This is a genomic window from Salmonella sp. SJTUF14076 (assembly GCF_015534835.1).
GTDB classification, from domain to species: domain Bacteria; phylum Pseudomonadota; class Gammaproteobacteria; order Enterobacterales; family Enterobacteriaceae; genus Salmonella; species Salmonella enterica.
Genome location: NZ_CP064674.1, coordinates 2707401 through 2731804, shown reverse-complemented (window position 1 = coordinate 2731804; position 24404 = coordinate 2707401). Strand labels below are relative to the sequence as shown.

32 protein-coding genes, 1 tRNA gene and 1 pseudogene are annotated in these 24404 nt (G+C 49.5%); 22 read left to right on the top strand and 12 right to left on the bottom strand.

All coding sequences use genetic code 11. The annotated features are described in order from the left end of the window. Positions 1–70 precede the first annotated feature (70 nt). Positions 71–601: a cytochrome b gene (locus HU143_RS13375; RefSeq protein ID WP_023226913.1), complete on the bottom strand. Its 531-nt coding sequence runs from the start codon at positions 599–601 to the stop codon at positions 71–73. Between the two features lie 148 nt (positions 602–749). Then, positions 750–1064: a TRL-like family protein gene (locus tag HU143_RS13370; protein WP_023226914.1), complete on the bottom strand. Its 315-nt coding sequence runs from the start codon at positions 1062–1064 to the stop codon at positions 750–752. A gap of 681 nt (positions 1065–1745) precedes the next feature. Here HU143_RS13370 and HU143_RS13365 point away from each other — a divergent pair. From HU143_RS13365 to HU143_RS13345, 5 genes are read left to right on the top strand one after another with little or no spacing between them, the layout of a single operon-like run. Then, a complete protein-coding gene (locus HU143_RS13365) occupies positions 1746–3380 on the top strand; it encodes an ABC transporter substrate-binding protein (protein WP_000946099.1) in 1635 nt (544 codons plus the stop codon). After that, on the top strand, positions 3380–4354 hold the full coding sequence (locus HU143_RS13360; protein WP_001726984.1) for an ABC transporter permease: 975 nt from the start codon (positions 3380–3382) through the stop codon (positions 4352–4354). Before HU143_RS13365 ends, HU143_RS13360 begins: the two co-directional genes overlap by 1 nt. Next, positions 4344–5156, top strand: a complete 813-nt coding sequence (locus HU143_RS13355; protein WP_000966637.1) for an ABC transporter permease — start codon at positions 4344–4346, stop codon at positions 5154–5156. Before HU143_RS13360 ends, HU143_RS13355 begins: the two co-directional genes overlap by 11 nt. Continuing rightward, positions 5150–5947 carry an ATP-binding cassette domain-containing protein gene (locus tag HU143_RS13350; RefSeq protein WP_000950207.1) on the top strand — a complete coding sequence of 266 codons (798 nt, stop codon included), beginning with the start codon at positions 5150–5152 and terminating at the stop codon, positions 5945–5947. Before HU143_RS13355 ends, HU143_RS13350 begins: the two co-directional genes overlap by 7 nt. Continuing rightward, the gene (locus HU143_RS13345; RefSeq protein ID WP_023226915.1) at positions 5941–6531 is read left to right on the top strand and encodes an ATP-binding cassette domain-containing protein; all 591 of its coding nucleotides are present in this window, start codon (positions 5941–5943) and stop codon (positions 6529–6531) included. Before HU143_RS13350 ends, HU143_RS13345 begins: the two co-directional genes overlap by 7 nt. A gap of 81 nt (positions 6532–6612) precedes the next feature. Here the strand turns inward: HU143_RS13345 and HU143_RS13340 are convergent, their stop codons facing one another. After that, entirely contained in the window at positions 6613–7746 is a 1134-nt protein-coding gene (locus HU143_RS13340; protein WP_001618317.1) for a mechanosensitive ion channel family protein, read from the bottom strand. A 193-nt stretch (positions 7747–7939) separates the two neighbouring features. Between HU143_RS13340 and HU143_RS13335 the strand changes: the two genes are divergently transcribed. The 6 genes from HU143_RS13335 (at position 7940) to HU143_RS13310 (ending at position 11662) form a co-directional block, all read left to right on the top strand. Further along, positions 7940–8266, top strand: coding sequence for a four-helix bundle copper-binding protein (locus HU143_RS13335; protein WP_001183699.1), 327 nt, complete (start codon positions 7940–7942; stop codon positions 8264–8266). Positions 8267–8274: 8 nt separating this feature from the next. Then, a tRNA-Arg gene (locus tag HU143_RS13330) sits at positions 8275–8351 on the top strand. 111 nt (positions 8352–8462) lie between these two features. Continuing rightward, the gene (gene zinT, locus HU143_RS13325; RefSeq protein ID WP_162493628.1) at positions 8463–9110 is read left to right on the top strand and encodes a metal-binding protein ZinT; all 648 of its coding nucleotides are present in this window, start codon (positions 8463–8465) and stop codon (positions 9108–9110) included. A gap of 108 nt (positions 9111–9218) precedes the next feature. Next, on the top strand, positions 9219–10007 hold the full coding sequence (gene aadA / locus HU143_RS13320; protein ID WP_023226916.1) for a cryptic aminoglycoside nucleotidyltransferase ANT(3'')/ANT(9): 789 nt from the start codon (positions 9219–9221) through the stop codon (positions 10005–10007). A 144-nt stretch (positions 10008–10151) separates the two neighbouring features. Then, on the top strand, positions 10152–10745 hold the full coding sequence (locus HU143_RS13315; RefSeq protein WP_001682351.1) for a helix-turn-helix domain-containing protein: 594 nt from the start codon (positions 10152–10154) through the stop codon (positions 10743–10745). A 68-nt stretch (positions 10746–10813) separates the two neighbouring features. Further along, on the top strand, positions 10814–11662 hold the full coding sequence (locus HU143_RS13310; RefSeq protein ID WP_000190263.1) for a MerR family transcriptional regulator: 849 nt from the start codon (positions 10814–10816) through the stop codon (positions 11660–11662). A gap of 253 nt (positions 11663–11915) precedes the next feature. Here HU143_RS13310 and HU143_RS13305 read toward each other — a convergent pair whose 3' ends face one another. Both HU143_RS13305 and HU143_RS13300 read right to left on the bottom strand, forming a co-directional pair. Next, positions 11916–12164, bottom strand: a complete 249-nt coding sequence (locus tag HU143_RS13305; protein WP_000208086.1) for a biofilm/acid-resistance regulator YmgB/AriR — start codon at positions 12162–12164, stop codon at positions 11916–11918. A 78-nt stretch (positions 12165–12242) separates the two neighbouring features. Continuing rightward, positions 12243–12367: pseudogene (locus HU143_RS13300) on the bottom strand (hypothetical protein); the annotation flags it as partial. Positions 12368–12478: 111 nt separating this feature from the next. Here HU143_RS13300 and HU143_RS13295 point away from each other — a divergent pair. The 6 genes from HU143_RS13295 (at position 12479) to HU143_RS13270 (ending at position 16013) form a co-directional block, all read left to right on the top strand. Continuing rightward, the gene (locus HU143_RS13295) at positions 12479–13024 is read left to right on the top strand and encodes a chorismate mutase (protein ID WP_000617985.1); all 546 of its coding nucleotides are present in this window, start codon (positions 12479–12481) and stop codon (positions 13022–13024) included. 197 nt (positions 13025–13221) lie between these two features. After that, positions 13222–13860, top strand: coding sequence for a leucine efflux protein LeuE (gene leuE, locus HU143_RS13290; RefSeq protein ID WP_000457190.1), 639 nt, complete (start codon positions 13222–13224; stop codon positions 13858–13860). A gap of 172 nt (positions 13861–14032) precedes the next feature. Further along, positions 14033–14395, top strand: coding sequence for a DUF1971 domain-containing protein YeaR (yeaR, locus tag HU143_RS13285; RefSeq protein ID WP_023226917.1), 363 nt, complete (start codon positions 14033–14035; stop codon positions 14393–14395). Between the two features lie 2 nt (positions 14396–14397). After that, complete coding sequence (locus HU143_RS13280; protein ID WP_000513733.1) at positions 14398–14580, top strand: DUF1869 domain-containing protein; 183 nt, start codon at positions 14398–14400, stop codon at positions 14578–14580. Positions 14581–14809: 229 nt separating this feature from the next. Continuing rightward, positions 14810–15451: a hypothetical protein gene (locus HU143_RS13275; RefSeq protein WP_001669273.1), complete on the top strand. Its 642-nt coding sequence runs from the start codon at positions 14810–14812 to the stop codon at positions 15449–15451. 313 nt (positions 15452–15764) lie between these two features. After that, complete coding sequence (locus tag HU143_RS13270) at positions 15765–16013, top strand: GlsB/YeaQ/YmgE family stress response membrane protein (protein WP_000512149.1); 249 nt, start codon at positions 15765–15767, stop codon at positions 16011–16013. A 138-nt stretch (positions 16014–16151) separates the two neighbouring features. On the opposite strand, the gene HU143_RS13265 is transcribed toward HU143_RS13270, so the two are convergent. Next, positions 16152–16250, bottom strand: a complete 99-nt coding sequence (locus HU143_RS13265; protein WP_001589065.1) for a YoaK family small membrane protein — start codon at positions 16248–16250, stop codon at positions 16152–16154. Positions 16251–16445: 195 nt separating this feature from the next. On the opposite strand from HU143_RS13265, the gene HU143_RS13260 reads away from it, so the two are divergent. After that, entirely contained in the window at positions 16446–16697 is a 252-nt protein-coding gene (locus HU143_RS13260) for a DUF333 domain-containing protein (protein WP_023226918.1), read from the top strand. A gap of 68 nt (positions 16698–16765) precedes the next feature. Continuing rightward, the gene (locus tag HU143_RS13255; RefSeq protein WP_000487126.1) at positions 16766–17077 is read left to right on the top strand and encodes a hypothetical protein; all 312 of its coding nucleotides are present in this window, start codon (positions 16766–16768) and stop codon (positions 17075–17077) included. On the opposite strand, the gene HU143_RS13250 is transcribed toward HU143_RS13255, so the two are convergent. After that, a complete protein-coding gene (locus HU143_RS13250) occupies positions 17063–17410 on the bottom strand; it encodes a DUF488 domain-containing protein (RefSeq protein WP_001222527.1) in 348 nt (115 codons plus the stop codon). The genes HU143_RS13255 and HU143_RS13250 overlap by 15 nt on opposite strands. Before the next feature lie 120 nt (positions 17411–17530). Then, a complete protein-coding gene (locus HU143_RS13245; protein WP_000205341.1) occupies positions 17531–18715 on the bottom strand; it encodes a CynX/NimT family MFS transporter in 1185 nt (394 codons plus the stop codon). 100 nt (positions 18716–18815) lie between these two features. Between HU143_RS13245 and HU143_RS13240 the strand changes: the two genes are divergently transcribed. Further along, positions 18816–19610: an AraC family transcriptional regulator gene (locus HU143_RS13240; RefSeq protein WP_000579793.1), complete on the top strand. Its 795-nt coding sequence runs from the start codon at positions 18816–18818 to the stop codon at positions 19608–19610. On the opposite strand, the gene HU143_RS13235 is transcribed toward HU143_RS13240, so the two are convergent. Next, positions 19590–20036, bottom strand: coding sequence for a DUF441 domain-containing protein (locus tag HU143_RS13235; protein WP_000460698.1), 447 nt, complete (start codon positions 20034–20036; stop codon positions 19590–19592). The two genes, HU143_RS13240 and HU143_RS13235, sit on opposite strands and share 21 nt — an antisense overlap. A 205-nt stretch (positions 20037–20241) precedes the next feature. Here HU143_RS13235 and yoaI point away from each other — a divergent pair, with 205 nt between their 5' ends. Further along, positions 20242–20343, top strand: coding sequence for a small membrane protein YoaI (gene yoaI / locus HU143_RS13230; protein ID WP_023226919.1), 102 nt, complete (start codon positions 20242–20244; stop codon positions 20341–20343). Here yoaI and HU143_RS13225 read toward each other — a convergent pair. Continuing rightward, positions 20340–20858, bottom strand: a complete 519-nt coding sequence (locus HU143_RS13225) for a YbaK/prolyl-tRNA synthetase associated domain-containing protein (RefSeq protein ID WP_165488522.1) — start codon at positions 20856–20858, stop codon at positions 20340–20342. The genes yoaI and HU143_RS13225 overlap by 4 nt on opposite strands. A gap of 49 nt (positions 20859–20907) precedes the next feature. Beyond that, positions 20908–22401, bottom strand: a complete 1494-nt coding sequence (gene dgcJ / locus HU143_RS13220) for a diguanylate cyclase DgcJ (protein WP_023226921.1) — start codon at positions 22399–22401, stop codon at positions 20908–20910. 299 nt (positions 22402–22700) lie between these two features. Between dgcJ and HU143_RS13215 the strand changes: the two genes are divergently transcribed. Continuing rightward, positions 22701–22910, top strand: a complete 210-nt coding sequence (locus HU143_RS13215) for a hypothetical protein (protein WP_024148168.1) — start codon at positions 22701–22703, stop codon at positions 22908–22910. Positions 22911–23063: 153 nt separating this feature from the next. On the opposite strand, the gene HU143_RS13210 is transcribed toward HU143_RS13215, so the two are convergent. Then, entirely contained in the window at positions 23064–24350 is a 1287-nt protein-coding gene (locus HU143_RS13210) for a YeaH/YhbH family protein (RefSeq protein WP_000219714.1), read from the bottom strand. Between the last annotated feature and the right edge of the window lie 54 nt (positions 24351–24404).

Sequence of the window (24404 nt, the reverse complement as noted above, 5' to 3'; positions counted from 1 at the left end):
CGAAACCGATAGCGCTGGAATAATAATGCCTTGCCCGGCGTGCTCTCTCACGTCGGGATGGCCGAAATAGTCATGATTTACCGGGTAACATCCTTGAAAATGTATCGTCTTTTTGTATGTAATGGTGAAACAACGCCGCTGCTGCATGCATGGCAATCAGGAAATAGCCGATATTGGCCAGCATTTCATGAATACGCTTTATATCCGATTTTAGGGTGCTATCTGGCGTCAAAAATACCGGTACAGTAAAACCAAAAAAGCTCCAGCTTTTCCCGCCTGATGCCATCATCGCGACGCCCAGCAGCGGTAAGGCGAGAAAAGTGAGATAAAGCGCGATATGCATTAATTTAGCGGCTACGTGCTGCCAGTGAGGAGGGGGAGGCGTAATGACCGGATCCGGGTATTTGTGTTTAAGATATAACCGTAAAAACATCAGCGCCCAGACCAGAACGCCCATATCATAGTGCGTGTCTTTCATAAACAGGTAAACGCTGGAGCCTTTTGGCACCCACCCCCGTAACTCAATAGCAGCATATGCGATGCCTGTCAGGAGCAGTGTTAACCAGTGAAGCGTTATTTGCAGTCTTGAGAAATGTGCCATTATTATTATCCTTTATTCACAACTGCTTGTAGGGTATGCGTAAAATCTTAACAGAACCTTAAAGCGGGGGCTGAGTCGCAAGGAACAGACAGAGATAGCGGCACGTAAAATGGGATAAAAAGCCGGCGGCATCGCCGGCTTACTGTTGTTATTGTCCTCTTACGACAACACAGGTTTTACCATAAAACGGATATGAGCCCGTAGTTTCATAATCAACACTCGACACTAAAGAAATATCGCCCGCTTTTTTCGCTGAATCGATAGATGCGTCGCCGGTATTTACAATACCCAATACCGTTTGCGCACACGCTTTACCGGTTTTGGTTGCCGTGAGACTCGTGGCAGTAATTGGCCCTTTAACATCCGTATATAAGCCAATCCCTGTCGGTGATGGTCCTGTAGCACACCCCGTTAAAAGAGAACCAATAAAGATAATTGAAAAAATGTGTTTTTTATTTGTCATGGGATTAGTCCATTATAAATTAATAGAAAACTTACCGTCCGAAAATGTCCGGACAGTCATTTAAAAAGTGGTGTATATTAAATATGCGATATTACTCTTTGCACCCTCCTGTTGATGTCGTACCTGATGGACAAATATCCGTTGAAGCCGGATATATTCCCCATGCCGTGTTTTTATAACTTGCGCATCCTGTCAGCAATGAGAACAGTACGGCTAAAAAAATCATCACGAGCCCTGGCGGCGTTAACATTTTTCGGTTGGACTCCATAGCATGTCATTTCATCGGGTTGCCATATGACTGGCGTTCTGCTGGTAAGTTTCATTAACGCCCGGTTCGTTTAATATTGGTTTAGGTTTAAAGCCAGGAAGCGCTAATTACGATACCTTCTTACGTTTCAGTACTGACTAATAACGTTGAGAAAATGAACAGCGTCGGATGGGAAGACGTAATACAGAATAGAAAGGAAATAAGAGAATAAGATGGCGTTAATTAACCCGGTATTCCTGGCGTCATTTCCCTTGCGTTTTATCCCCGTCAAAAGCGGCCTTTAGCCCACGTTGGCGCTCCCGACGTTTGTGCGTATGATGTTTTTAAAAGATCGTCATACTTTCTGTTCTGCATCAATTTTTTCCTTACAAATGCTCGCCATAATGCCGTCCTCAGGAGGTCTCCCGACGTTTATGCTGCGCCGGGAGAAACAAAAACAACGTATAATCTGGGGTAAACTGATGATTAAAGGCAAACTGGCGCTCATAACGTGCGCGATGGCTCTGGCATTCACCTCGCCGCTTTTCGCCGCGTCGGACACGGCAGATGGCCATACCTTAAAGCTGGCCATTGGCCCTGAGCCAACGGAAGGATTTGATCCTATGCTGGGCTGGAGCCACGGCAGTTACTTATTGCTTCATGCGCCGTTGCTCAAGCAAAACGCCGATATGAGTTGGGGTAATTTACTGACGGAAAAAGTGGACACCAGCCCCGATGGTAAAACCTGGATACTGACCTTAAAACCCGATCTGAAATTCTCCGATGGCTCGCCATTAACTGCCGAAGATGTCGTTTTTACATATAACAAAGCGGCGAAGAGCGGCGGTAAAATTGACATGGGCAACTTTAGTCATGCGCGAGCGCTGGATGCGCGCCGAATTGAGATGACGCTGAGCCATCCGCAGAGCACCTTTGTGAATGTATTAGGATCGTTAGGGATTGTTCCGGCCAGCCGTTATGATGAAAAAACGTTCGCCCGTGAACCGATAGGCGCCGGTCCATACCGACTGGTCAGCTTTCAGCCGGGTCAGCAACTGATCGTTGAAGCTAATCCCTGGTATGCGGGTAAAAAGAATGACTTTAACCGACTGGTTTTTGTCTTTCTGGATGAAGATAATGCTTATGCTGCCGCGCGCAGCGGACAGTTGGGACTGGTGCGCATTGCCCCTTCTATGGCGGTGGCCCCGCAGCAGGATAATCTTAAACTCTGGGTACGCGATAGCGTTGAAAACCGGGGCATTGTCTTCCCGATGGTGCCTGCCGGTAAAAAGGATGCTAACGGTTATCCTGTCGGCAACGATGTAACCGCTGATGTCGCTATCAGACGCGCAATTAACTATGCCATTAATCGTAAGCAACTGGCGGAACAGGTGATGGAAGGCCATGCGATACCCGCCTATAGCGCGGTGCAGGGATTACCGTGGCAAAATCCTTCAGTGATATTCAGCGATGGCGATATTGCAAAAGCGCGCGCCATCCTGGAAGAGGCTGGCTGGAAGATAAACAGTGCGGGCGTGCGTGAAAAAGCAGGTAAAGAAGCGCGTCTGACCTTATGGTATGCCAGTGGCGACAGCACCCGGCGGGATCTGGCCGAAGCGGTGCGCGCCATGTTGCAGCCTTTAGGCATTGTCGTCTCGTTGCAGTCGGGAAGCTGGGAAACCGTAGAGCGCCATATGCACGCTAACCCTACGCTGTTTGGCTGGGGAAGTCTGGACCCGATGGAACTCTTCCATCACTACAGCGGGAAAGCCGCTGGTGTGGAATATTATAACCCGGGCTATTACAGCAACCCTGCGGTAGAAGCACATCTGAAACAGGCTATAGATGCGCCTGACTGGCAAAAGGCGATTCCTTTCTGGCAGCAGGTTGAGTGGGATGGGAAGCAGGGCGCGGGCGTTCAGGGCGATGCGGCATGGGCATGGCTGCTTAATATTCAGCATACCTATCTGGCCAACCCCTGTATTGATCTGGGAAAAGGCGCGCCAGAAATCCACGGTAGCTGGTCGGTGTTAAACAATCTTGATGACTGGACCTGGACCTGTCGGTGATGAAATTGTTCTTCAGTCATTTTTTGCGGCTGATTATTCTGTTGGTGCTGGTGGCTGCCGGCACCTTCATTTTGCTTAGCTTTTCGCCCGTTGATCCTATCCGCGCTTATATTGGCAACGATCTGCTCCATGTTCCGCCAGAACAATATGCGCGGATTGCGGCGCGCTGGGGGCTTGACCAGCCGCTGTGGGAGCGTTTCGGTCACTGGTTTTGGCGTCTGCTCCAGGGTGACATGGGGTATTCCATGCTGTTCAACATGCCTGTCGCCAGCGTGATCCGGGAACGTTTTGCGACGTCATTCGCGCTGTTGGCAGGCGCTTGGCTATTGTCTGGTGTGCTGGGCGTGACATTGGGTTTTCTGGCCGGACGTTTTCTCCACCGCTGGCCGGATAAGATGATTTGCCGTATCAGCTACTTATTGTCATCGTTGCCCACTTTCTGGATAGCAATGCTGCTGCTGGCGCTGTTTGCCGTCCGCTGGCCGGTATTACCTGTTTGTTGCGCCTGGGACCCCGGAAATAATGCAGGAACAGCTCTTTTATCGGAACGTTTACGCCATCTTGTGTTGCCGGTATGTGCATTAAGTCTGTTGGGCATGGGGCAAATTGCGCTGCATACGCGAGAAAAAATAGCCAGCGTAATGAAGAGCGAATTTATTCGTTTTGCGCGCGCTCAGGGGGATAAAGGATGGTCGCTGTTACGTCACCAGGTGTTACGTCATGCGATTACCCCAGCGCTCTGCTTACAGTTTGCTTCTCTGGGCGAACTGATGGGGGGGGCGTTACTGGCAGAAAAAGTCTTTGCGTATCCGGGGCTGGGGCAGGCCACTATCGATGCCGGCCTGCGTGGCGATGTCCCGCTACTCATGGGGATCGTTTTATTCTGTACGCTATTAGTGTTTGCCGGAAATACGATTTCAGCCTGGCTTGTGGTGGGGCTTAATCGATCGCTGGAGCGTCCCGATGCTCTATAATCCTGCCCCGACGTTGTTTCGTCTGATCCTCTCCGTTACCTGTCTGCTGTTTATTGCCGGATACGGTTATGCCACGTTGAGCCAGCCGCCAGAGGTTAATCTGCTTGCCCGGCATCTGTCGCCTGATATCCAGCACTGGTTTGGCACCGATAATCTGGGGCGCGATGTATGGCTTCGTTGCTTTCAGGGGGCCTTCACCAGTTTACAAATTGGCGTTGGCGCCGCGCTGTGCAGCGGCGTTATCGCGCTAGTGATGGCGGCAGTGGCGCGCATTCATCCCCGGCTGGACCTCCTGATGCGGTTGATAACCGATGCTATGCTCGCCATGCCGCATTTACTTTTGCTGATCCTTATCTGTTTTACGCTCGGCGGCGGTAAAAGCGGCGTCATTGCGGCCGTGGCGTTAACGCACTGGCCCCGTCTGGCGCTGATTCTGCGCGCCGACGCGGAGCGGGTAGCGCAGAGTGACTACCTGACATTGACCTATCGTCTGGGGCATGGACACCTTTATTGCTGGCGATATCACTATTTTCCGGCGCTATTGCCGCAATGGTTGACGGGAACGTTATTGATGTTTCCTCATGCGGTATTGCACAGCGCGGCGTTAAGTTTTCTGGGGTTTGGGCTGGCGCCGCATGAGCCTTCGCTGGGGCTGTTGCTGGCGGATGCGTTACGGTTTATTAGCCATGGTAACTGGTGGCTGGTGCTGTTTCCCGGCCTAATGTTATTCACGCTGGTGATGCTCTTCGATCAGTTTGCGCGCGCCATTCAGCGGCTGTGGCTAAGGAGTGACGTATGCTGAGTTTACAACAGGTTACGCTGGAAAGCGCGCGTTATCGCTGGTATGGCGCGAGACGCTGGTCGCCGTTATTACAGAATGTCTCTTTTGATATCGCACCCGGCGAAATGGTGGCATTGGTTGGCGGCAGCGGGGAGGGAAAAAGTCTGCTGCTGCAATGCTTGCTCGATCTGCTGCCGGAAAACTTACGCTTTCGGGGTGAGATTACGCTTGATGGCAACCGTCTGGACAGACATACCATCAGGCAGCTTAGGGGCAATACGTTTAGCTACGTGCCGCAGGGGGTACAGGCGCTTAATCCCATGCTGAATATCAGAAAACATTTGAACAGAGCATGTCATCTGACCGGACGCGCCTGGGATGAGACGCAGATGGTACAGCTATTGCAGCAAAGCGATCTCGAACCGACAGTCCTGGAGCGCTTTCCCCGCCAGCTCTCCGGCGGGATGGCTAAACGAATTCTGGCGTGCCACGCCTCGCTCAGCCAGGCACGTTATATCCTCGCGGATGAGATCACCGCCTGGCTTGATACGGCACTGGCAAACCAGTTGCTTGAGCACTTGCGAGGCCTCTGCGAGCGGGGATGCGGCGTGCTGTGGGTGACTCATGACCTGCTGCTGGCGGCGCGGTATGCCGATCGCATTGTGGCGCTGCATCAGGGTTATATCACGGACAATATCCGCTGCGAGCAGTTACAGCCGGAAGAGATGAGTGAACCGTTAAAACGGCAATGGCAAGCATTGCCTGAACTAAACCCGTTATTTATGCCGACCGGAGAGGGAATAGAATGCTAAGCTGCCGCGACCTCGTTATTCGTCAGGGCGGGAAAGTCTTATGGCAGAACCTGACGTTTACGATTTCTGCCGGTGAACGGGTAGGAATTCATGCGCCAAGCGGAACGGGGAAAACAACCTTGGGGCGCGTCCTGGCCGGATGGCAAAAGCCGACGGCGGGCGACGTTCTGCTGGACGGCAGCCCGTTACCCCTGCATCAGTATTGTCCGGTACAGCTTGTTCCCCAGCATCCTGAACTGACGTTTAATCCCTGGCGAAGCGCCGGAGACGCTGTACGTGATGCCTGGCAGCCTGACCCGGAAACGATGAGGCGTTTGCATGTGCAGCCCGAGTGGCTGACGCGTCGGCCAATGCAGCTCTCAGGCGGGGAGTTGGCGCGTATTGCGATACTGCGCGCGCTTGGCCCGCGAACGCGTTTTCTGATTGCCGACGAAATGACGGCGCAACTCGATCCGTCTATTCAAAAAGCGATATGGGGATACGTGCTTGAGGTGTGCCGCAGCCGTTCATTAGGGATGTTGGTGATTAGTCATCAGTCTGCGCTACTTGATCAAGTCTGTACCCGCCATTTACAGGTGGAATAGCCGCAAGTCGTTTCTCCGCATTGCCGTGTCGCCGTTAACGCACCGGGAACCCATGAGTTCCCGGTATTGTCGGCAGAGATTTTACTGTATGACGCGTTTATCTGCGTTTTTTGCATCAGCGGTATCACTGTAGTCCCTGGTCTCTTCAACCTGTACAGGGGCTCTGACGACCAGACTTGGCAGCGCCAGTTCGATATCATTCTCAATGAGTTTTTCAATAATACGGATATTTATCTCTTGCTGAATATCCATGTATTTATTGTAATCCGCGGTATTGACGATATGCACCACCTCATAGGTCAGCCGATCCTGACCAAAGGCCAGTAGATGGGCGCGGTCGAATTGTGTTTCGCCGACATCGGTAATAATCTTTTTCACCATATCGCCGATGAGGCGTAACTTTTCCGGCGGTGTCGCAGTGGCGACGCCAAAAGTAAACACGATACGACGCGTTTGCATCCGCTTATAGTTGTGTATGGTTTGCTGCAACAACTGCGCGTTCGCACAAACGATCTGTTCGCCGCTGAGGCTACGGATGCGAGTGGTTTTCAAACCGATATGTTCAATCGTACCGGCTACATCATTAAAGACGACGAAATCGCCGATTTCGAAGGGCTTATCGAAACCAATCGACAGCGAAGCGAAGACATCGCTCAGAACGGTTTGTACCGCCAGGGCAATAGCAATACCGCCCACGCCGAGGCTGGCTACCAGTGCGGTAATATCCACGCCGACGTTCGCCAGGATGGAGAGCAACATCATAGACCAGACGAGCACGCGCAAAATCATACCAAGAATGACTAACGTCACCGGGTTTTTATTGGAGCCTGGGGCATACAGTAAATGACGCATCCATGACTGTACGCCCTGATCAAGCCAAATCGCCATTTGAATCGCAACCACTAAAAACCAGGCGTGAGAGAGGGTAGAGAATAACCGGTCGGGCAGGGCGACAAAGCGCAGGCTAAAGAGAAATGCGGCAAAAAAGATGAGCATCTTACTGGTCTTTTTCAGCATCTCGAAAACAATAGGCCGCAGCCGCCCATGAGCATCATCCTTTTTATCCGGGCGTTGTAGCGCTTTATAGACCACATTGAGTAGCCAGTTGATGAGCCAGTAAGTAATGAGGGTGACGAAAAAAACGACCGCCAGATTGATCCAGAACGTCGTTGACATCAGCATCGCAACGATATTTAGTCGTGCTAAATACTCCATTTTACCTCCGATGAAAAGCAGATGAACATTACAGTATAGACGTCACATCACGGAGGCCGATTTCCGGCTTTACTATTGCTGTTTTATTCAGCACTTTTGTTCAAAAAGTATGAAAAAGAGGGGTAGCCGTTTGGCTATCCCGGCGTTTCTGTGCAGACTTATCTACTCCTCTTAATAAAATAAGGAGTCATTTATGCAACAAGAACATCGTGAGTGTATTGAGCAGTGTTATGAATGCGCGGCGGCGTGTGATATCTGCGCCTCTTCTTGTCTGCGTGAAGATAACGTCGAAATGATGAAGCACTGCATCCAGTTAGATATGCAATGTGCGGCCATTTGTCGCCTGGCGGCGCAATTTATGGCATTGGAAAGCGAGTACTCACAAAAATTATGCCGCCTGTGCGCGGATATCTGCAAAGCCTGCGCCGAAGAGTGTGCAAGGCACGATCACGACCATTGCCAGAATTGCGCGCGGGCATGCAGCCAATGCGCAGACGCCTGCCTTAAAATGGCCGCGTAATTTTTCTTCCGCCATTAGCTCAACCGGATAGAGCATAGAGCTTCTACCTCTAAGGTTCGGGGTTCAATTCCTCGATGGCGGACCAGTTGATATCAAAAAAGGCCACCTGCGCGGTGGCCGCTGAGTTTCTGTTGAAATAAATGCAATGTTATAATATAACAATCATCTTTCTAAGAAAGATGAGGGGAACGTTTTGGTGATTCATTTAAAAAAACTGACAATGCTTCTGGGAATGCTGTTGGTCAATAGTCCTGCCTTCGCGCATGGTCATCATGCTCATGGCGCGCCGATGACGGAGGTTGAGCAAAAAGCGGCAGCGGGCGTGTTTGATGACGCTAATGTACGCGATCGCGCGCTCACCGACTGGGATGGTATGTGGCAATCCGTCTATCCTTATCTGGTCAGCGGCGAGCTGGACCCTGTCTTCAGACAAAAGGCGAAGAAAGACCCGGAGAAAACGTTTGAGGATATTAAAGCGTATTATCGCAAAGGATACGCGACGAATGTTGAGACGATCGGCATTGAAAATGGCGTTATAGAATTCCATCGCGACAATAACGTTGCATCCTGTAAATACAATTATGCCGGCTATAAAATTCTGACTTACGCATCGGGTAAAAAAGGGGTGCGCTATCTGTTCGAATGTAAAGATGCGAATAGCAAAGCGCCTAAATATGTTCAGTTTAGCGATCATATCATTGCCCCGCGCAAATCGGCGCACTTCCATATCTTTATGGGAAATATCTCGCAGCAGGCATTGTTGCAAGAGATGGAAAACTGGCCTACCTATTATCCTTATCAGTTAAAGGCGAATGAGGTCGTTGACGAAATGCTACATCATTAAGTCTGATTGCAATGTTAAAAGCTCGCTATGAATAGCGAGCTTTTTTTCTGCCGTTATGCCATATTTCTGGCAATCAATATAAAAAATACCTGCGCCCCCGGAGCAACGATGACGCTGTCCATACCGCCCTCGATTCAATGCCAAACGGAAGCGGCGTGTCGCCTGATTACTCGTGTCACAGGCGGTACGTTGCGTGCTATTCATTTATATGGTTCCGCTGTCGCAGGCGGTCTGAAGCCAAACAGCGACATTGATCTGCTGGTGACAATATGCCAGCCGCTGACGGAGACCCAACGCGCAACGCTGATGCAGGAATTGCTGGCGCTTTCATCGCCGCCGGGGGCGTCGGCAGAAAAACGCGCTCTGGAGGTCACTGTCGTGCTTTATTCGCAGCTGGTTCCCTGGTGTTTTCCACCTGCCCGGGAAATGCAATTTGGTGAGTGGCTAAGAGAGGACATTTGTCAGGGGATTTATGAACCAGCGCAGCAGGACTGGGACATGGTGTTACTGATAACCCAAATTCTGGAAACCAGTATACCGCTAAAGGGAGAACGCGCGGAACGGCTGTTCACGCCAGCCCCTGCGGCGCAGTTGCTGAAGGCCTTGCGTTATCCCCTTGACCTTTGGCAATCCACGGCAGATGTGCAGGGAGATGAGTATCATATCGTTTTAACCCTGGCGCGTATTTGGTACACCCTTTCTACCGGGAAATTTACCTCTAAGGATGCGGCGGCTGACTGGCTGTTACCTCAGTTGCCGGAAGAGTATGCTGCTACGTTGCGTGCGGCGCAGCGTGAATATTTAGGTCTGGAGCAACAGGACTGGCATATTTTGCTGCCTGCGGTCGTACGCTTTGTGGATTTTGCGAAAACGCACATCCCCACGCAGTTCACATAAGATGCCCCAGGACGTCTGTCAGGTTGCGCAAACGGCGTTCCTCAACTACTACTTAATAGGTTCTCATCGCTGAAGTAAGCAGATGATCTTATGCGGGCCATCGAATGGATATTCCCACATGGCTCTCGTTTTGTTGAGGTGGATATGACTGGTTCCGCATCATCTGTTTTAAAGACAGATACAAGACTATTGAGCGAAAACCTGTTTCTTAATTATGGTCTGGAGTCCTTATTTAAGGACGTCGCAATAATAGCTGGCAACGTAAATTATATTATTTTTGATATCGACGATTACTACACCGTACAGCAGTATATTACTTCCGCATTTAAAACGGTACTCATTGGGATTGTTACCCATAATGAATATAACTTTATTGATGAACATCATGCTATATATCGAATAAAGGTCGATGCCTCTATTGCTGAGTGGCGCGAATTACTGATTTTGGCCGCTGCTGGTCAATTTTTTCCCAGGTCAGAGAAAGTCAGATTAACGGCGAATGAAAGAAATGTTTTGGCGATGCTTGTTAAAGGAATGGATATCCGACAAATAAGCTGTGAGCTGAATGTACATTTAAAAACTATTTACTCAGTACGCTACCATGTTCTGACTAAATTAGGTTGTAGAACAGTTCTGGACTATCAAATACTGTCCGTTTCTAAAGCCTTTACGCACTGGCTTACAATAAATAATGTTGATAATGTAATTTCCCGTGTAAATAGTAAGGTCATTGCTTAATAATAATTTGCTTCTGATGGCGTTTAGGTTCACTATGCTTTCTTACATCATCATGAGGCCAGACAGGCATGGCTACTTTTAGTATTAGCGCAATGGCGGCGCAGTGTGGTGTCACAACAGCAAATATCAGGTCCTGGGAACGCTATGGCCTGCTTCAACCTACCAAAGATGAAGCTGGCAATCGCTTTTATTGCATAGAAGATGCTATCAGAATACAGCATATTATCGACGCGTTAAGCAAAGGCTTTTCATTAAAAGAGATTAAACCTGCCCTCTATGGTGAAGAAACGCATTGCCGCTCGGGATGGTTATTCTACCAGGAAGAGATTTTAGCGCAGTGTAGAAAATTCGAACCCGCCAAATTGCGAAAATTACTCTGGCGTTATGGTCGGGAAATTCCGCCGTGTATCGTCATTGAGTCAATACTGCGTCCTTTACGGCTGTGGTTGTCCGCAGGCGATGATGATGCACGCCGATTTGAAAAGGCATTACTGGATACTGCGATTATTGAATACGCCACGTTCCAGCTAAGTAGCGTACGAAAGGCGCCAGCAGGCACAATGCTTATTGCTGCGTTTTCGCTGAACGACCCCATTGAGCTATGGCTGGAAACGATTAAATATTGTAGTGAAGGTATGCGAGTTGAAGTCATCCCCTGGCAGGCGCCGATGCCCGATCTTTTATCAACGTCTTTCGAGCATATTGTTTTGTGGCATGATGAGACATTAACTCCCGCGCAGGAAAATCTTATTCAGGCTTTAAAAGAATCGGGTAAATTTAGTCTTCATGTGAAAAATGGCTCAGGCTTAACATTACTGCCAGCCGTATACCGGCAGCATGAGATGCCCGAAAGCATGCAGCATGTTGCACCGCAAATCCATGCAAACGGCTACGAAAAATCAGGCACCGCACGTTGAGGCATCTGCATTATTAACGAACAGGGGAGGAGTAACCCCTCCCTTGTTTATACCCTTCATACTTCAAGTTGCTTATGTGTTGGCTACGGATTACTCGGCCCATCCATAGGCCTCGCCCTGACGGGCCGTCGCAAGCGACGTTCAAATCTGCTCCCGGCAGATTTGTCGTTCACCCCAGTCACATAGTTATCTATGCTCCTGGGGACTCACTCCCTTGCCGCCTTTAAGCAACTCGAATTATTTTGGGTATATATTAGATGTCGTCAGGTGTCTGAAACAAAACGGCTTCTAAGGCATTACGGTAAATATCAAGCTGCACTACGTCTTTTTCTGTTTCCAGTTTTTCAATAAGTTTGGCGATGATATCCTTATTTGAGACATGCTGCTGCGATTGCAATAGTTCGTAAGTAATTTCCTGAATAGCTCGCTGTTCACATAACATATGTGCAGAAAAAGGATTGCCAGTACTATTTTGTTCGTTGACTAGTGTAATGGTAGTCATATTTCACCATATTCGATGTAAATTGAAGCCGATCTCCCTGAGCGGGGGAGAGAAATTAGTGACCTATTAAAGTTAGACCTATATCATAAAACTGTAATAAAAAATCATAAAAACGTGATATGCATCACATTTGTGTGATTTGTTGTATATTTTATACACTTTAAGTGAAGGGAAGATTCCGTAGAATCAACGGCCTGTTCTTTTTATCACTCCAGTTTCAACGAATAAGCATTAATACCCATCTGTAATAATTACTTAATGTTATCTTAATAAAGGTAAATTACTGTCAGGCCTCCGTAAAAGGAGGTTGATTAATGATTCGTCATATCGCCATTTTTCTTTGTTCTTTATTGATGTGCAGCACCACTTTTGCCGATTCGGTAACGTCGGTATCGCTTGGCGCGCTCTTAACCGCGCTCAATGAACGCATGTTATTAATGAAAGATGTGGCTGCTTATAAAATGAAGCACCATCTGCCGATAGAGGATTTCACGCGTGAACAAAATGTTTTTGCCGAGGCTGAAGAAGAAGCGAAAAATAACGGTCTGGACCCGCATTCGATAACCCCTTTTATTCGTTCGCTAATGGATGCCAGTAAAGCGATACAGTACCGCTATTTAGCGCAGTGGCGAACCGGCTCAGAACCCTCCTTTCCGATACAAACCTTGTCGGTCACCCGGCAACGTATTCGACAACTTGATAATCAAATGTTGATCATTATCAGCCAGCGCTTGATGGTCGGCGCTTTCAGCCACGACGATATGGTGTGGCTGAGAGCGCAGTTTAATGCGCCGAATCTGAATGAGAGCGATATCAGTAATGTGTTGGCAGCCTTATCTTTGGTGCGACGCGCGCGTTAACTCCACATGAGGAGAGGTGGGCCAATACCTGGTGATTGCCTGCGGAGGTAGCGATAAAAGAACGCTTTTAGGTGATTTGGATATAAGCGTGGCGGAATAGCGGCCTGGAGAGACGTGGTTTCGCTTCCCATCTTCCGGTGCATTCGTTAGCATACTGTTTCGCAGCTAAGCGTAAATGTTTTCAGGAAGAGGTTAATGTGTTCGCGGAGTATGGTGTTCTGAATTATTGGACGTACCTGGTTGGGGCGATTTTTATCGTTCTGGTACCGGGGCCGAATACGCTTTTTGTGCTTAAAAACAGCGTGGGACGCGGGGTTAAAGGAGGATATCTTGCCGCATGCGGCGTGTTTATCGGCGATGCGATATTAATGTTTCTGGCGTATGCGGGCGTGGCGACGCTGATCAAAACAACGCCGGTTCTGTTTAACATTGTTCGCTATCTCGGCGCGTTTTATCTGCTCTACCTTGGCGCAAAAATCCTTTACGCCACTCTGACCTCAAAAGGGCGTGCGGCGACGGAAACGGTAGTTCCTTTTGGCGCTATTTTTAAGCGTGCTTTAATTCTTAGCCTGACGAATCCTAAAGCCATACTTTTTTATGTTTCCTTTTTTGTGCAATTTATTGACGTTACTGCGCCGCATACTGGGGTGTCATTTTTTATTTTGGCCACCACCCTTGAAATCGTCAGTTTTTGCTATCTGAGCTTTTTAATTCTTTCTGGCGCTTTTGTAACCCACTATATTGGCACCAAAAAGAAACTGGCAAAAGTGGGCAATTCTTTGATTGGCCTTCTTTTCGTCGGATTTGCCGCCCGGCTGGCAACGCTCCAGTCTTAACCCCCTGGACCCGTCGTCAACGGCGGGTCATTGCTCTCCTTTCGGTTTTATTGCGTGGAAAACAGCAAAATAGTAACCAATAAATGGTATTTAAAATGCTGTTTTTGGAGCGTAACCTTTTTACGACAGCGATGAGATTATCGCTGAGTAACCTGCGGGAAGAGGGAAGCAAATGCGGCAAATTCCACAAAATCATATCCATACACGTTCCACGCCCTTCTGGAACAAAGAGACGGCGCCTGCCGGAATTTTCGAACGCCACCTTGATAAGGGAACGCGACCCGGCGTTTATCCTCGCCTCTCGGTGATGCAGGGGGCGGTCAAATATCTCGGATACGCTGATGAACATTGCTCTGAGCCGGAAAAGATCATGGTGATCAATGCCGGCGAGTTTGGCGTGTTTCCTCCGGAAAAGTGGCACAATATTGAGGTCATGACGGATGATACCTATTTTAACATCGACTTTTTTGTCGCGCCGGAAGTACTGATGGAAGGGGCGACCTCACGAAAAGTCATTCATGCCGGGAGAGAATAATAATGGGAAAAGCTACTTATACCGTCACGGTCACGAATAATAGCAACGGCGTCTCTGTGGACTATGAAACGGAAGCACCGATGACGTTGCTGGTACCTGAAGTTGCAGCAGAAGTTGTGAAGGATTTGGTCAATACCGTGCGTTCCTACGATACCGAAAACGAACACGACGTTTGCGGTTGGTAAAGATGTTGTAGTATCTATTTGATATAAAATGATTCTTTAAATGAAAAGCCGCATCGCGCGTCGCCAGCGTGATGCGGCTTTTGCGTATTGAAAAGCGCTGTTTATTTACATCAGACATGGGTTGAAAAGAAACATTAAGAAAACATTAAGAATATCGCATTGTTTGCTAATGAGAGCGTATTCATAAAACTTATGATTGGGTATTAAAAACCAGAAGAGTCTTATAATCATGAAACTCGATACCCGATTAACTTCGTCAGCACTTACTCTTGCGCTTGCCGCTGTGGTCATCCCGTTTACGGCGGACTGGCAATTGCCTTTGCTTAACGGCGTGGTGGTCCGATGGATTGAAAACGGACAAGCGTTATGGTTACTGTTTGGGGCGCTATTTACCGCCTGGTATATACGGCCACTTTCCCGTCCCGAAGGGGCAAAGCAGTTTTGGCTATGGGCTGTTGTCTGGTGGGTGGTGCTATTGGGTAGAAGCACCAGTTGGGGGCGTGACTATTTCCCTGACGAGCCGCGTATGCTGTTTAGAACGATTTCAGTGCTATTAATTGCTGCGTTAGTCTTGCCAGTCCTGTTTTCTGCCGGGCTACGTAAGGAGATTGTTCGTCGTCTGCGGGACGTTCCTCTGCCATTGTGGCTGTTTACCGTGACGGCATGTTCATATCTGATTTCCGACACTGTCGAGCATCATCGGTGGTTGTCGCCGATATTCCTGCATAACGCTCGTTACACAGATTTGATTGAAGAGCTTTATGAAGTGCCATTTATGATCGGTTTGTTTATGGTGACCGTGGTGTTTATGCAGCAGGACAAGCAGGATGAATGTACTGCGCTGGAGATGACCCCGTATCACGCAAAATAGCGCGGCTGAAAAAGACCATGAATTCGACATGGGATAGATAGCGGTTAGCAAAAAAAGCCCGCACTCGGTGAGGCGGGCAAATAATACTGGAAGCAATGTGAGCAATGTCGTACCGAACAGGTGGGTTATAAACTCAACTACTCGGTGTTGATAAAGATAATCGTTATCATTAATGATTGCAACCCTGATATTTATGCGCTTTTATCCACGGCGCTAAAAGGTGATGGATATCACAAACTTCACTTTCCTGACGATGTGCTATTCTTTTTAACGGCAAATAAACCGCTAACGTTAAGACATAAGTGAGGAAAAAATGGGCATTCTTTCATGGATTATTTTTGGACTTATTGCGGGTATTTTGGCTAAGTGGATCATGCCAGGTAAAGATGGCGGCGGATTCTTTATGACGATCATTCTGGGGATCGTTGGTGCGGTAGTCGGAGGATGGATCAGTACGTTCTTTGGCTTTGGCAAAGTGGATGGTTTCAACTTCGGCAGCTTTGCAGTCGCGGTGATCGGCGCGATTGTCGTGCTGTTAATCTACAGAAAAATCAAAAGCTAAACGCAGAACTTTCAGAGATAATAAAGGCTACGACAGGTAGCCTTTATTATTCAAAATGAATTTACCACCAGCCCAGTTCGGTACCCGCCGCCGCAATTAGCGCGATGCCCATCAACACCATCGTTGTTTTCCTCATGGCTATGCTCCCGGCGCGGCGTAACCGCCAATAAAAAACCATGCCAAAAATAATATTGCCGTAATGAAAATGACGACAGGGAAGAGGATACCCACTCTCATGCTATTACCTTCACTGTTCAGGGGGCGCCAGAATAGCAGGGTTTTCTCAGCGACAAAAGGTCGGTTGCTTTGTGACAGGGCGTGGTTATTACTGACTTAACCCGGGATAAACACCCACTAAAGCGCTGACAGAAAGTATGGAAATAGCGTACCCGCCAGGTTATCCTGGACAAAATATCGCTTTAAGGAGTCGTTATGAAATTTACGTGGATTGCGTTGCCAGGCGTATTGCTGCTGAGCGCTTGTTCATCGTCGCAACCCAACGCCCCCAGGCCGCCGCGTATTGGGATGCCTAATCCGGCAGCCGTCTACTGTGAGCAACAGGGCGGTACGCTGATGCCGGTGCAGACCCCACAAGGCGTGCGTTCCGATTGCAAATTGCCCAATGGCAAAATCATTGATGAGTGGACATTATGGCGCAGAGAGCACCCTGATACGAAAAAGTGACAACCTGCGGTCCGGCGGGATATGATTAAGAACAATCTGATAATGAGTTTCATGCGGCGCAAGAAAATATGTTTCAGTTAAAGCCGGGCGCGTTGGCAATAGTTATTGGCGCTAAAACACCCGCCGGACGGCAGAATATTGGTAAATCGGTTGAGCTATTTTGCCTGTGTCAACCCGGAGATGAATTCATTAACCCGGTAAATGGACACGTCACCTTACTGCCGAAAGAAGCGCCTCGGGCGCTGTGGCTGGTCACGGGCGATGTAGCCTCCGCCGATGGCCAGCACGGTTTTGCCTGGGTGCGGGCAGAACATTTGATGCCGTTGTCCCCGGACAGACAACCAGGCCAGGCGGCGGCACGACAATCACAGCTCTCGTAGCCACTCTGCCAGCACAATGGCATGGTTCTGGCGAGTATCTTTAGCGGCGTATAGCAACGTTAGCGGCTGGTGTCGGGCAATATCCGCCAGACGTTTGCCTTCTTGATGCTGTTGCGCAAGTTCTGCCCGGTATTGCTGCGCGAAGTGGTTAAAATCAATCAGTTCGCTATGAAAGGCTTTGCGCAATTCGGTGGAGGGCGTAATGGCCTTATTCCATTCATCATAGACCAGCGCTGCTTTTTTAATGCCTCGCGGCCATAGCCTGTCAACCAATACCCGATAACCATCGTCTTTTTCCGCCGGGAAATAGACGCGCTTACACTGGATTCGCATTTTTCCCTCCTGTGATGGTGTCGCTTACGGTACTTTTGTCGGATAGCGGTAATGATTTTAATGGATCAGGCCTGATAAACGAAGCGTCATCAGGCATTCAGATGTGGGTATTCGGTTTATTTATGACGCTATCTCTCGATCGCGTCCGGCGTAGAGGCCGAAAATCGCCATGATGATAGCCAGAACCGTCACGCCTGATAGCGGTAGATACCAGCTACCGCTGGCATCATGAAGTTTTCCCATGACGGGCGGCCCACATGCCGCCAGTAAATACCCGACCGACTGCGCCATGCCGGAAAGCGCCGCCGCCTGATGCGCCGAACTGGCGCGCAGGCCGATAAACGTCAGGCCGAGGATCATCGTCGCGCCTGAACCGAAGCCGAACAGTAGCGTCCAGATGATCGCCTGGCCCGGCACAAACCAAAGCCCCGCCGCGCCCACTGCGCACAATAGTGAGACCAGCGCGGCAATCCAGCGTTGATCGTTAAAGCGATGCAAAATAAGCGGAATAGCTAACCCAGGCGCCGCGGTCGCCAGTTGCAGCAGGCCATGTAGCGATCCTGCCTGTGCTTCGCTGTAACCGTGGCTGATGAGTATTGTTGGTAACCAGCCGATAATCACATAATAAATCAGTGAGTTAAGTCCCAGAAACAACGTAACTTGCCAGGCTAAAGGCGAACGCCAGATACCGCGTTCATGTAATGCCCGGGAGCTACTCAGGTTAGCTGAGCGGGTAGTGCGCCACTGCGGCAACCAGATAAGAAACGCCAACAGCGGAAACAGCATTAGCATTAACAGCGCGCCGCGCCAGCCAAAACCGTGCAACGCCAGCGGAACCACCAGCGCGGACCCCAACGCGGCGGCGGCGCCCATCGTCAATGAATACGCGCCCGTCAGCCTGGCGACATGTTGTGAAAAATCGCGCTTAATCAATCCTGGTAGCAGCACATTACCCAGCGCTATCCCGCACCCAATAATGGCAGTTCCGGCAAACAACAATGCAGCGGAGGGCAGGGAGCGGAGAGCAATACCCGCGCAAATCAGCAGCATTGCGGCAAACAGACTGCGTTCCATCCCAAACCGGCGGGCAATACCGGCCGCCAGCGGCGAAACCAGTGCAAACGCCAGAAGCGGCAAGGTTGTTAGCAGGCCCGTCTGGGCGGTGGAAAGACCGTAATCCGAACGGATTGTCTCCAGCAACGGCGCAGCGCCGGTAAATGTTACGCGCAGCGTAGTGGCTATCATCAAAATACCGGCAATCAGTAAAGCGCCCTGTTTGCCGCGTGGTGAAAGGGCTGTCGTCATCGTTTTCTCATCTCGTCAGGCGAGGCGATACCTTAACAGTTTTTACTGTTTGGATGAATCAAGCTAAAATGACAATTTATCGCTAAAATCGGACAATATAATGATTGGCCTGAGACTGGACGGTTACGATCCCGACCTTCACCACGATGCCGCTGTGGCCTTTTGTATTCGCGCCAGGGATGATGAACTGTTTAGCCCTCGCCATCAGCATCGCAAGGGACAGTTGATCCTCGCTCTGCACGGCGCGATCACCTGTGAGGTGGAAAATGCGATGTGGATGGTTCCGCCCCAGTATGCCGTCTGGCTCCCTGGCTCGCTGCCGCACAGTAATCATGTGACCGCAGGGGCGGAGCTGTGCTTTTTATTTATTGAACCTGCAGCGGTCGTCATGCCGGAGCGTTGCTGCACGCTGAAAATTTCGCCGTTATGCCGGGAGTTGATTTTGTCGCTGGCGCGCAGAACCGATCCCGAAAGAGCGCAAATGCCAACGCAGCGCCTTATTCAGGTGTTGTTTGATGAACTGCCGCAGCAGCCGCAGGAACAATTGCAATTACCGGTATCGGGGCATCCTAAAATTCGCCAAATGGTTGAGACAATGGCGCAGGAGCCCGCGCGATGGAATACGTTAGGGCAGTGGGCCAGCGTATTCGCGATGAGCGAGCGTAACCTTGCCCGGCTGGTCGTCAAAGAGACGGGACTAAGCTTTCGTCGCTGGCGTCATCAATTACAATTAATTCTGGCGCTACAGGCGCTGATCGCGGGACGTAATGTACAACAGACGGCGCAAATGCTGGGTTATGATTCCACCACGGCATTCATTACGATGTTTAAAAAAGGCCTGGGGCAGACCCCAGGCCAGTATCTGACGGGCGAGTTACTGCTTCCCCACAATTAAAGAGACCAGCCCCGCCGCAATCAGTGGGCCGACCGGCACGCCGCGAAACAGCGCGACGCCAAGTACCGTACCGACCAGCAGCCCGGCGACGAGCTGCGGTTGGTTTCCCATCAGCGTAATGCCGCGACCGCCCAGCCAGGAGACGAAAACGCCAACGGCAATCGCGACCAGCGATTTCCAGTTCACAAAAGAGTGGATCAATGTGGAGGGCGGTAGGGTTCCGCTGGCGATGGGGGCCATTACGCCGATGGTCAGAATGATAATCCCGACGGTGAGCCCCTGTTTTTCAATCCAGGGAAAAAAGGTATTCAACGGGGTTACGCGGACAATAATCAGCACCAGAATTGAGACGGCGACAGTGGTGTTGTGGCTGATAAATCCCAGAGCTGCCAGTCCGAGCAGGATCAGCAGAGTGACATCAAACATTATGGTTTCCTTGCCAAAAAGTAAGCCTGACTACTTTACGCCCAAACGGCAAAGCGCACAGGCCTTTTTAACGATTGATGCGGATTTCAGGCAACTGCCTGAAAGACAATCTCTACGTGAAAAACGGCGTTATCATTAAATTGCCATCAACGCCGCGTATTGCTAACCGGTGAACCGTCATTGTTGTCTTCCTGAGGATACAATTATGTACGATCCACCGTTTCTTGAAGCGCTGATGATTACGGCGTCGTTTTTCGCCATTTTTATCATTATTGTTGTGTCTGTATTGCTCCTTGAAGAGGACTAAGCCGTTGGCGATGACTGAAAGCGGCGGAAGACTGCCAGTTCTGGTCGGGCGATGCGCAGATAGTCCTGTGTATTCATAATGACTGACTTTTCCAGCAGACCGGCATTAAAGGCAATTTCATCGAAACGCTCAAACAGGAGCGGATCGGCGACCAGTTTCAGATCGGGGTGAAAACTGAAAGGCGGGATCGCGCCAAAAACGCAGCCGGTCAGCATATCGACTTCCGCCGGGCTGGCAAGGGAAGCGCGTAAGCCGCCCAGATGTGAAGCAAGCTGAGAGAGGTCGGCTTGCTGATCGGCCGCCAGAATAGCAAGAACGTGCTGGTTGACGCCGTTGCCTTTGACTTTACAGACCAGCGCTTTTGCGCCCTGGCCCAGCGCAGTACCGCGTATTTCAGATACCGCTTCGCATTTTCCTACCGCTTCATGGCTCACCACACGATAGCGCGCTTTCTCCTGGGTTAATAAAGCCACTAAACGTTGGTGTGTAGCGATACCCTTCGCGACTTCAGTCATTTCGGCCATTTCTCACTCCTGGTGCAATATGAACATTTACTGCGAAGCACTATGATGAACGATGTTGTTTTTGTTGTTTGTTCAGATAGAGCTGCGCATCGGAAGCCTGGTAGGCATCATTAATCGTATCATTGGGCTGCATATTATAAATCCCGGCAGAAAAATGGACTGTCTTATCCGGTGCGATAATTTGCAGGTTACGAATAATACGCTCCGGCAGATGGATAGCCAAATCCGCCGCGTAATCAACAAGAATAATACAGAACTCATCGCCGCCGAGGCGAATGGCGTAATCGCTTTTACGAATCGATGTTTTAATCGCTTTCGCCAACAGGGTTATAATTCGGTCGCCTTCCTGGTGCCCCTGGGTATCGTTGATCAGTTTTAACCTATCGCAATCAATAGCGACAAATGTCACCGGCGTCCCGGTATTGACCAGGCGTTGCAGTCGCTGTTCCAGCACCGGTGTTAATATTTTACGGTTGTAAAGCCCGGTCATGGCATCGCTAATATTTTCGCGTGTGACGTTGCGATAAAGCCGAAAGTGCATCCGTACCATATTAAGCAGGAGCGCCGTTGCCAGTAAGTAAAAGGCCAGCGCTTTCCAGGACGAGACAAGGAAATAGGTTAAATCAAGGGACAACGAAACGCGCAGTCCACCAGGGATATCATGGCTATAATTCACATATTGAAACAGATTATTTTTGCTTTGATTAATAATAATTTCTTTTCCGGAGTCCAGATCCTTTAGTGTTACGTTAAGATAACGCCAAACCAGCGGACGGTCCTGGGTATAAAAAATATTTTTTAAATTATCCTGGTTAACATCCACCATCACGATACCTTTTAACGCTCCCGCCAGATAGACTGGCGTTAAAAAGCTCATGACGTTTTCCTGGGTAATATCATCCATGTAAATACTTGAAATAACCGTACGGCCGGTAAAAAGTTTATCTATATCTTTTCTGTTAATACCCATTGTGCCTTTTTGTAAAAAAGTCCAACGATGCATGGCGAAGCGCCGTGAGTTGATTAAATCATAGAAATAGACATAATGTTTATTTAAATCAACGTAATAACGGAATTTAAGCTCCAGTGTGCCCAGCCCGTGACTGTGGTCGTCCTGCGAACGGTTGATGCTTACCGCCTGATCAAATGCAGGCAGTAAAAGGGCGTCATCAAGATTATCGGTACACTGTGTAGCGGCGGTTTGCAGGGTACCATGTAGCGCCGGATAATTATGCCGGGTCAGGTTGACGCCGTGCGTACCGTTAATAGCCTCAAAGGCGTCGCAAAACGCGCGGCGTTTTTCTGCGGTGACGGGGTCTCCCGGCGCTTCAAAAGTTCGCATCAAATGTGCGGCGATGCTCTGATTCTGGTACTTATCGTACAAAAACGACGAATCGGCTCTCTCCATGATATAACGCATATAGGCATTCATTGCCCTGTCGCTGGCAATAAGTTCGTAAATCAGGAAGGACGATGTCAAAACGATGACGCTTGCCGAGATAAAGTGCCTGAGCGCTTTATGATGCAAATTCATGATGAACTACAGCCCTGAAAGTCGGATGCGTTAGTTTACCATAGCGATGAGAATTCCTCTAATAGACTGTTTAAAAATAAAACGTGTTGATGTTATGGAATAAAAATCATTCTCGGTTTAATTACGGCAATAATTCGATGTGTTGATATTTTCAATGGTTATTAATGGTAGCGAAAGTAAATTTTCAGGTAACGATGTTACGTTATTTCTTTTAAAAATAGGAAAACCATTATTATTACAGTGAAAGGAGCGTCGAGCGGTAAGGATAATCTATTTATTCTCTTATTCCTGTAGGGGGAATGATGAAAAAGTTGAAAGAAATGGCTGCTATCTCGCTTTTTACATTATTGGCGGCGGGTTTTTCCGCATCGGTTATGGCAGACGACCAGGCGCCTGAAAGAGTTCCAGCAGCTGAAGTTGGTCACTATGTACACTGGTGTACTCTCTTTGATCCAGGTGATATGGAGTTGCCGCCGTTGCCAGACAGGGGATGGCCGTGGTGTTCTTAATATTAACGCAAAGGCATAGCGCTAACGAATCAATTTGTAACATAGGCCAGAACAGCTTCATTCACGCTATACGCGGATAATGACGTCAGCCGCGAAGGGTGAACGTTAAGTTGCTAATAAACCTGCCCGTAATAACAACGGGCAGGTTTAGGGTTATGCACTTTGATTGGCGCTCTGTTTCTGAAACAATTCGCGGAATACCGGATAAATATCCTCCTGATCGCGAATATGCTGCATGGCGAAGTTATCGAACGTCGCCTGCAGATGTTCATACTCGCGCCATAAGGTCTGGTGGGCGCGGCGGGTAATCTCAATATAGCTGTAATAGCGCACTACCGGCAGCAGCTTTTTCGCCAGAATCTCATGACACAGCGGTGAATCGTCGGCCCAGTTATCACCGTCTGACGCTTGCGCCGCATAGATGTTCCACTGACCGGGGTCGTAGCGCTCTTTAACTACTTCATCCATGAGTTTAAGCGCGCTGGAGACAATCGTCCCCCCGGTCTCTTGCGAATAAAAGAACTCATGTTCGTCCACTTCCTTCGCCTGGGTATGGTGGCGGATATAAACCACTTCTACGTTCTTATATGTTCGGCTCAAAAACAGATAGAGCAGAATGTAAAAACGCTTGGCCATATCTTTGGTTGCCTGGTCCATCGAACCCGAGACGTCCATCAGACAGAACATCACCGCCTGGCTGGAGGGCTCAGGCCGTTTTTCATAATTTTTATAGCGTAAATCAAAGGTGTCGATAAACGGCACTCGCTCGATTTTAGCCCGTAGTTCGGCAATCTCCCGACGTAACCGCTCCTCTTCAAGCAGTTGAGCTGGCTCGCTGTGGCTGATGGTCTCCAGTTCCGTTTCCAGCGCGTGCAGTTCGCGGCGTTTTCCTGCCGTCATTGCTGTACGGCGCGCCAGAGAGTTTTGTAGCGAACGTACCACGCTGATATTGGCCGGTACGCCGTTTGAGGTGAAACCGGCGCGGTGAGTTTTATACTCGTTAAGCTGGCGATGCTGGTTTTTCTTCAGATTAGGCAGCGCTAAATCTTCAAAGAGCAGATCCAGATACTCATCTTTTGAAATCTGAAAAACAAACTCATCCTGGCCTTCGCCGTCCTGGCTGGCCTGACCTTGACCGCTGCCGGAACCGCCGCCGCCACCGCCTTGCGGACGCTCAATGCGATCATTCTGGATAAAGTGATCGTTACCCGGATGGACGCGATGGCGCAGACCGCCGCGCCCCTGATGAAACATCGGTTCGCTAATATCATCGGTTGGAATAGAGACGGACTCTCCGCTGTCGACATCGGTCACAGAGCGTTTATTAATCGCTTCGGAAATTGACTGCTTAATTTGTGCTTTATAACGGCGCAAAAAGCGCTGGCGATTCACCGTGCTTTTATTTTTGCCGTTAAGACGTCGGTCTATGAACCAGGTCATATGCCCCCCGTACTGCCAACTGAGCGCCTGTTCTGTCAGTGCCGGATAGCGCTA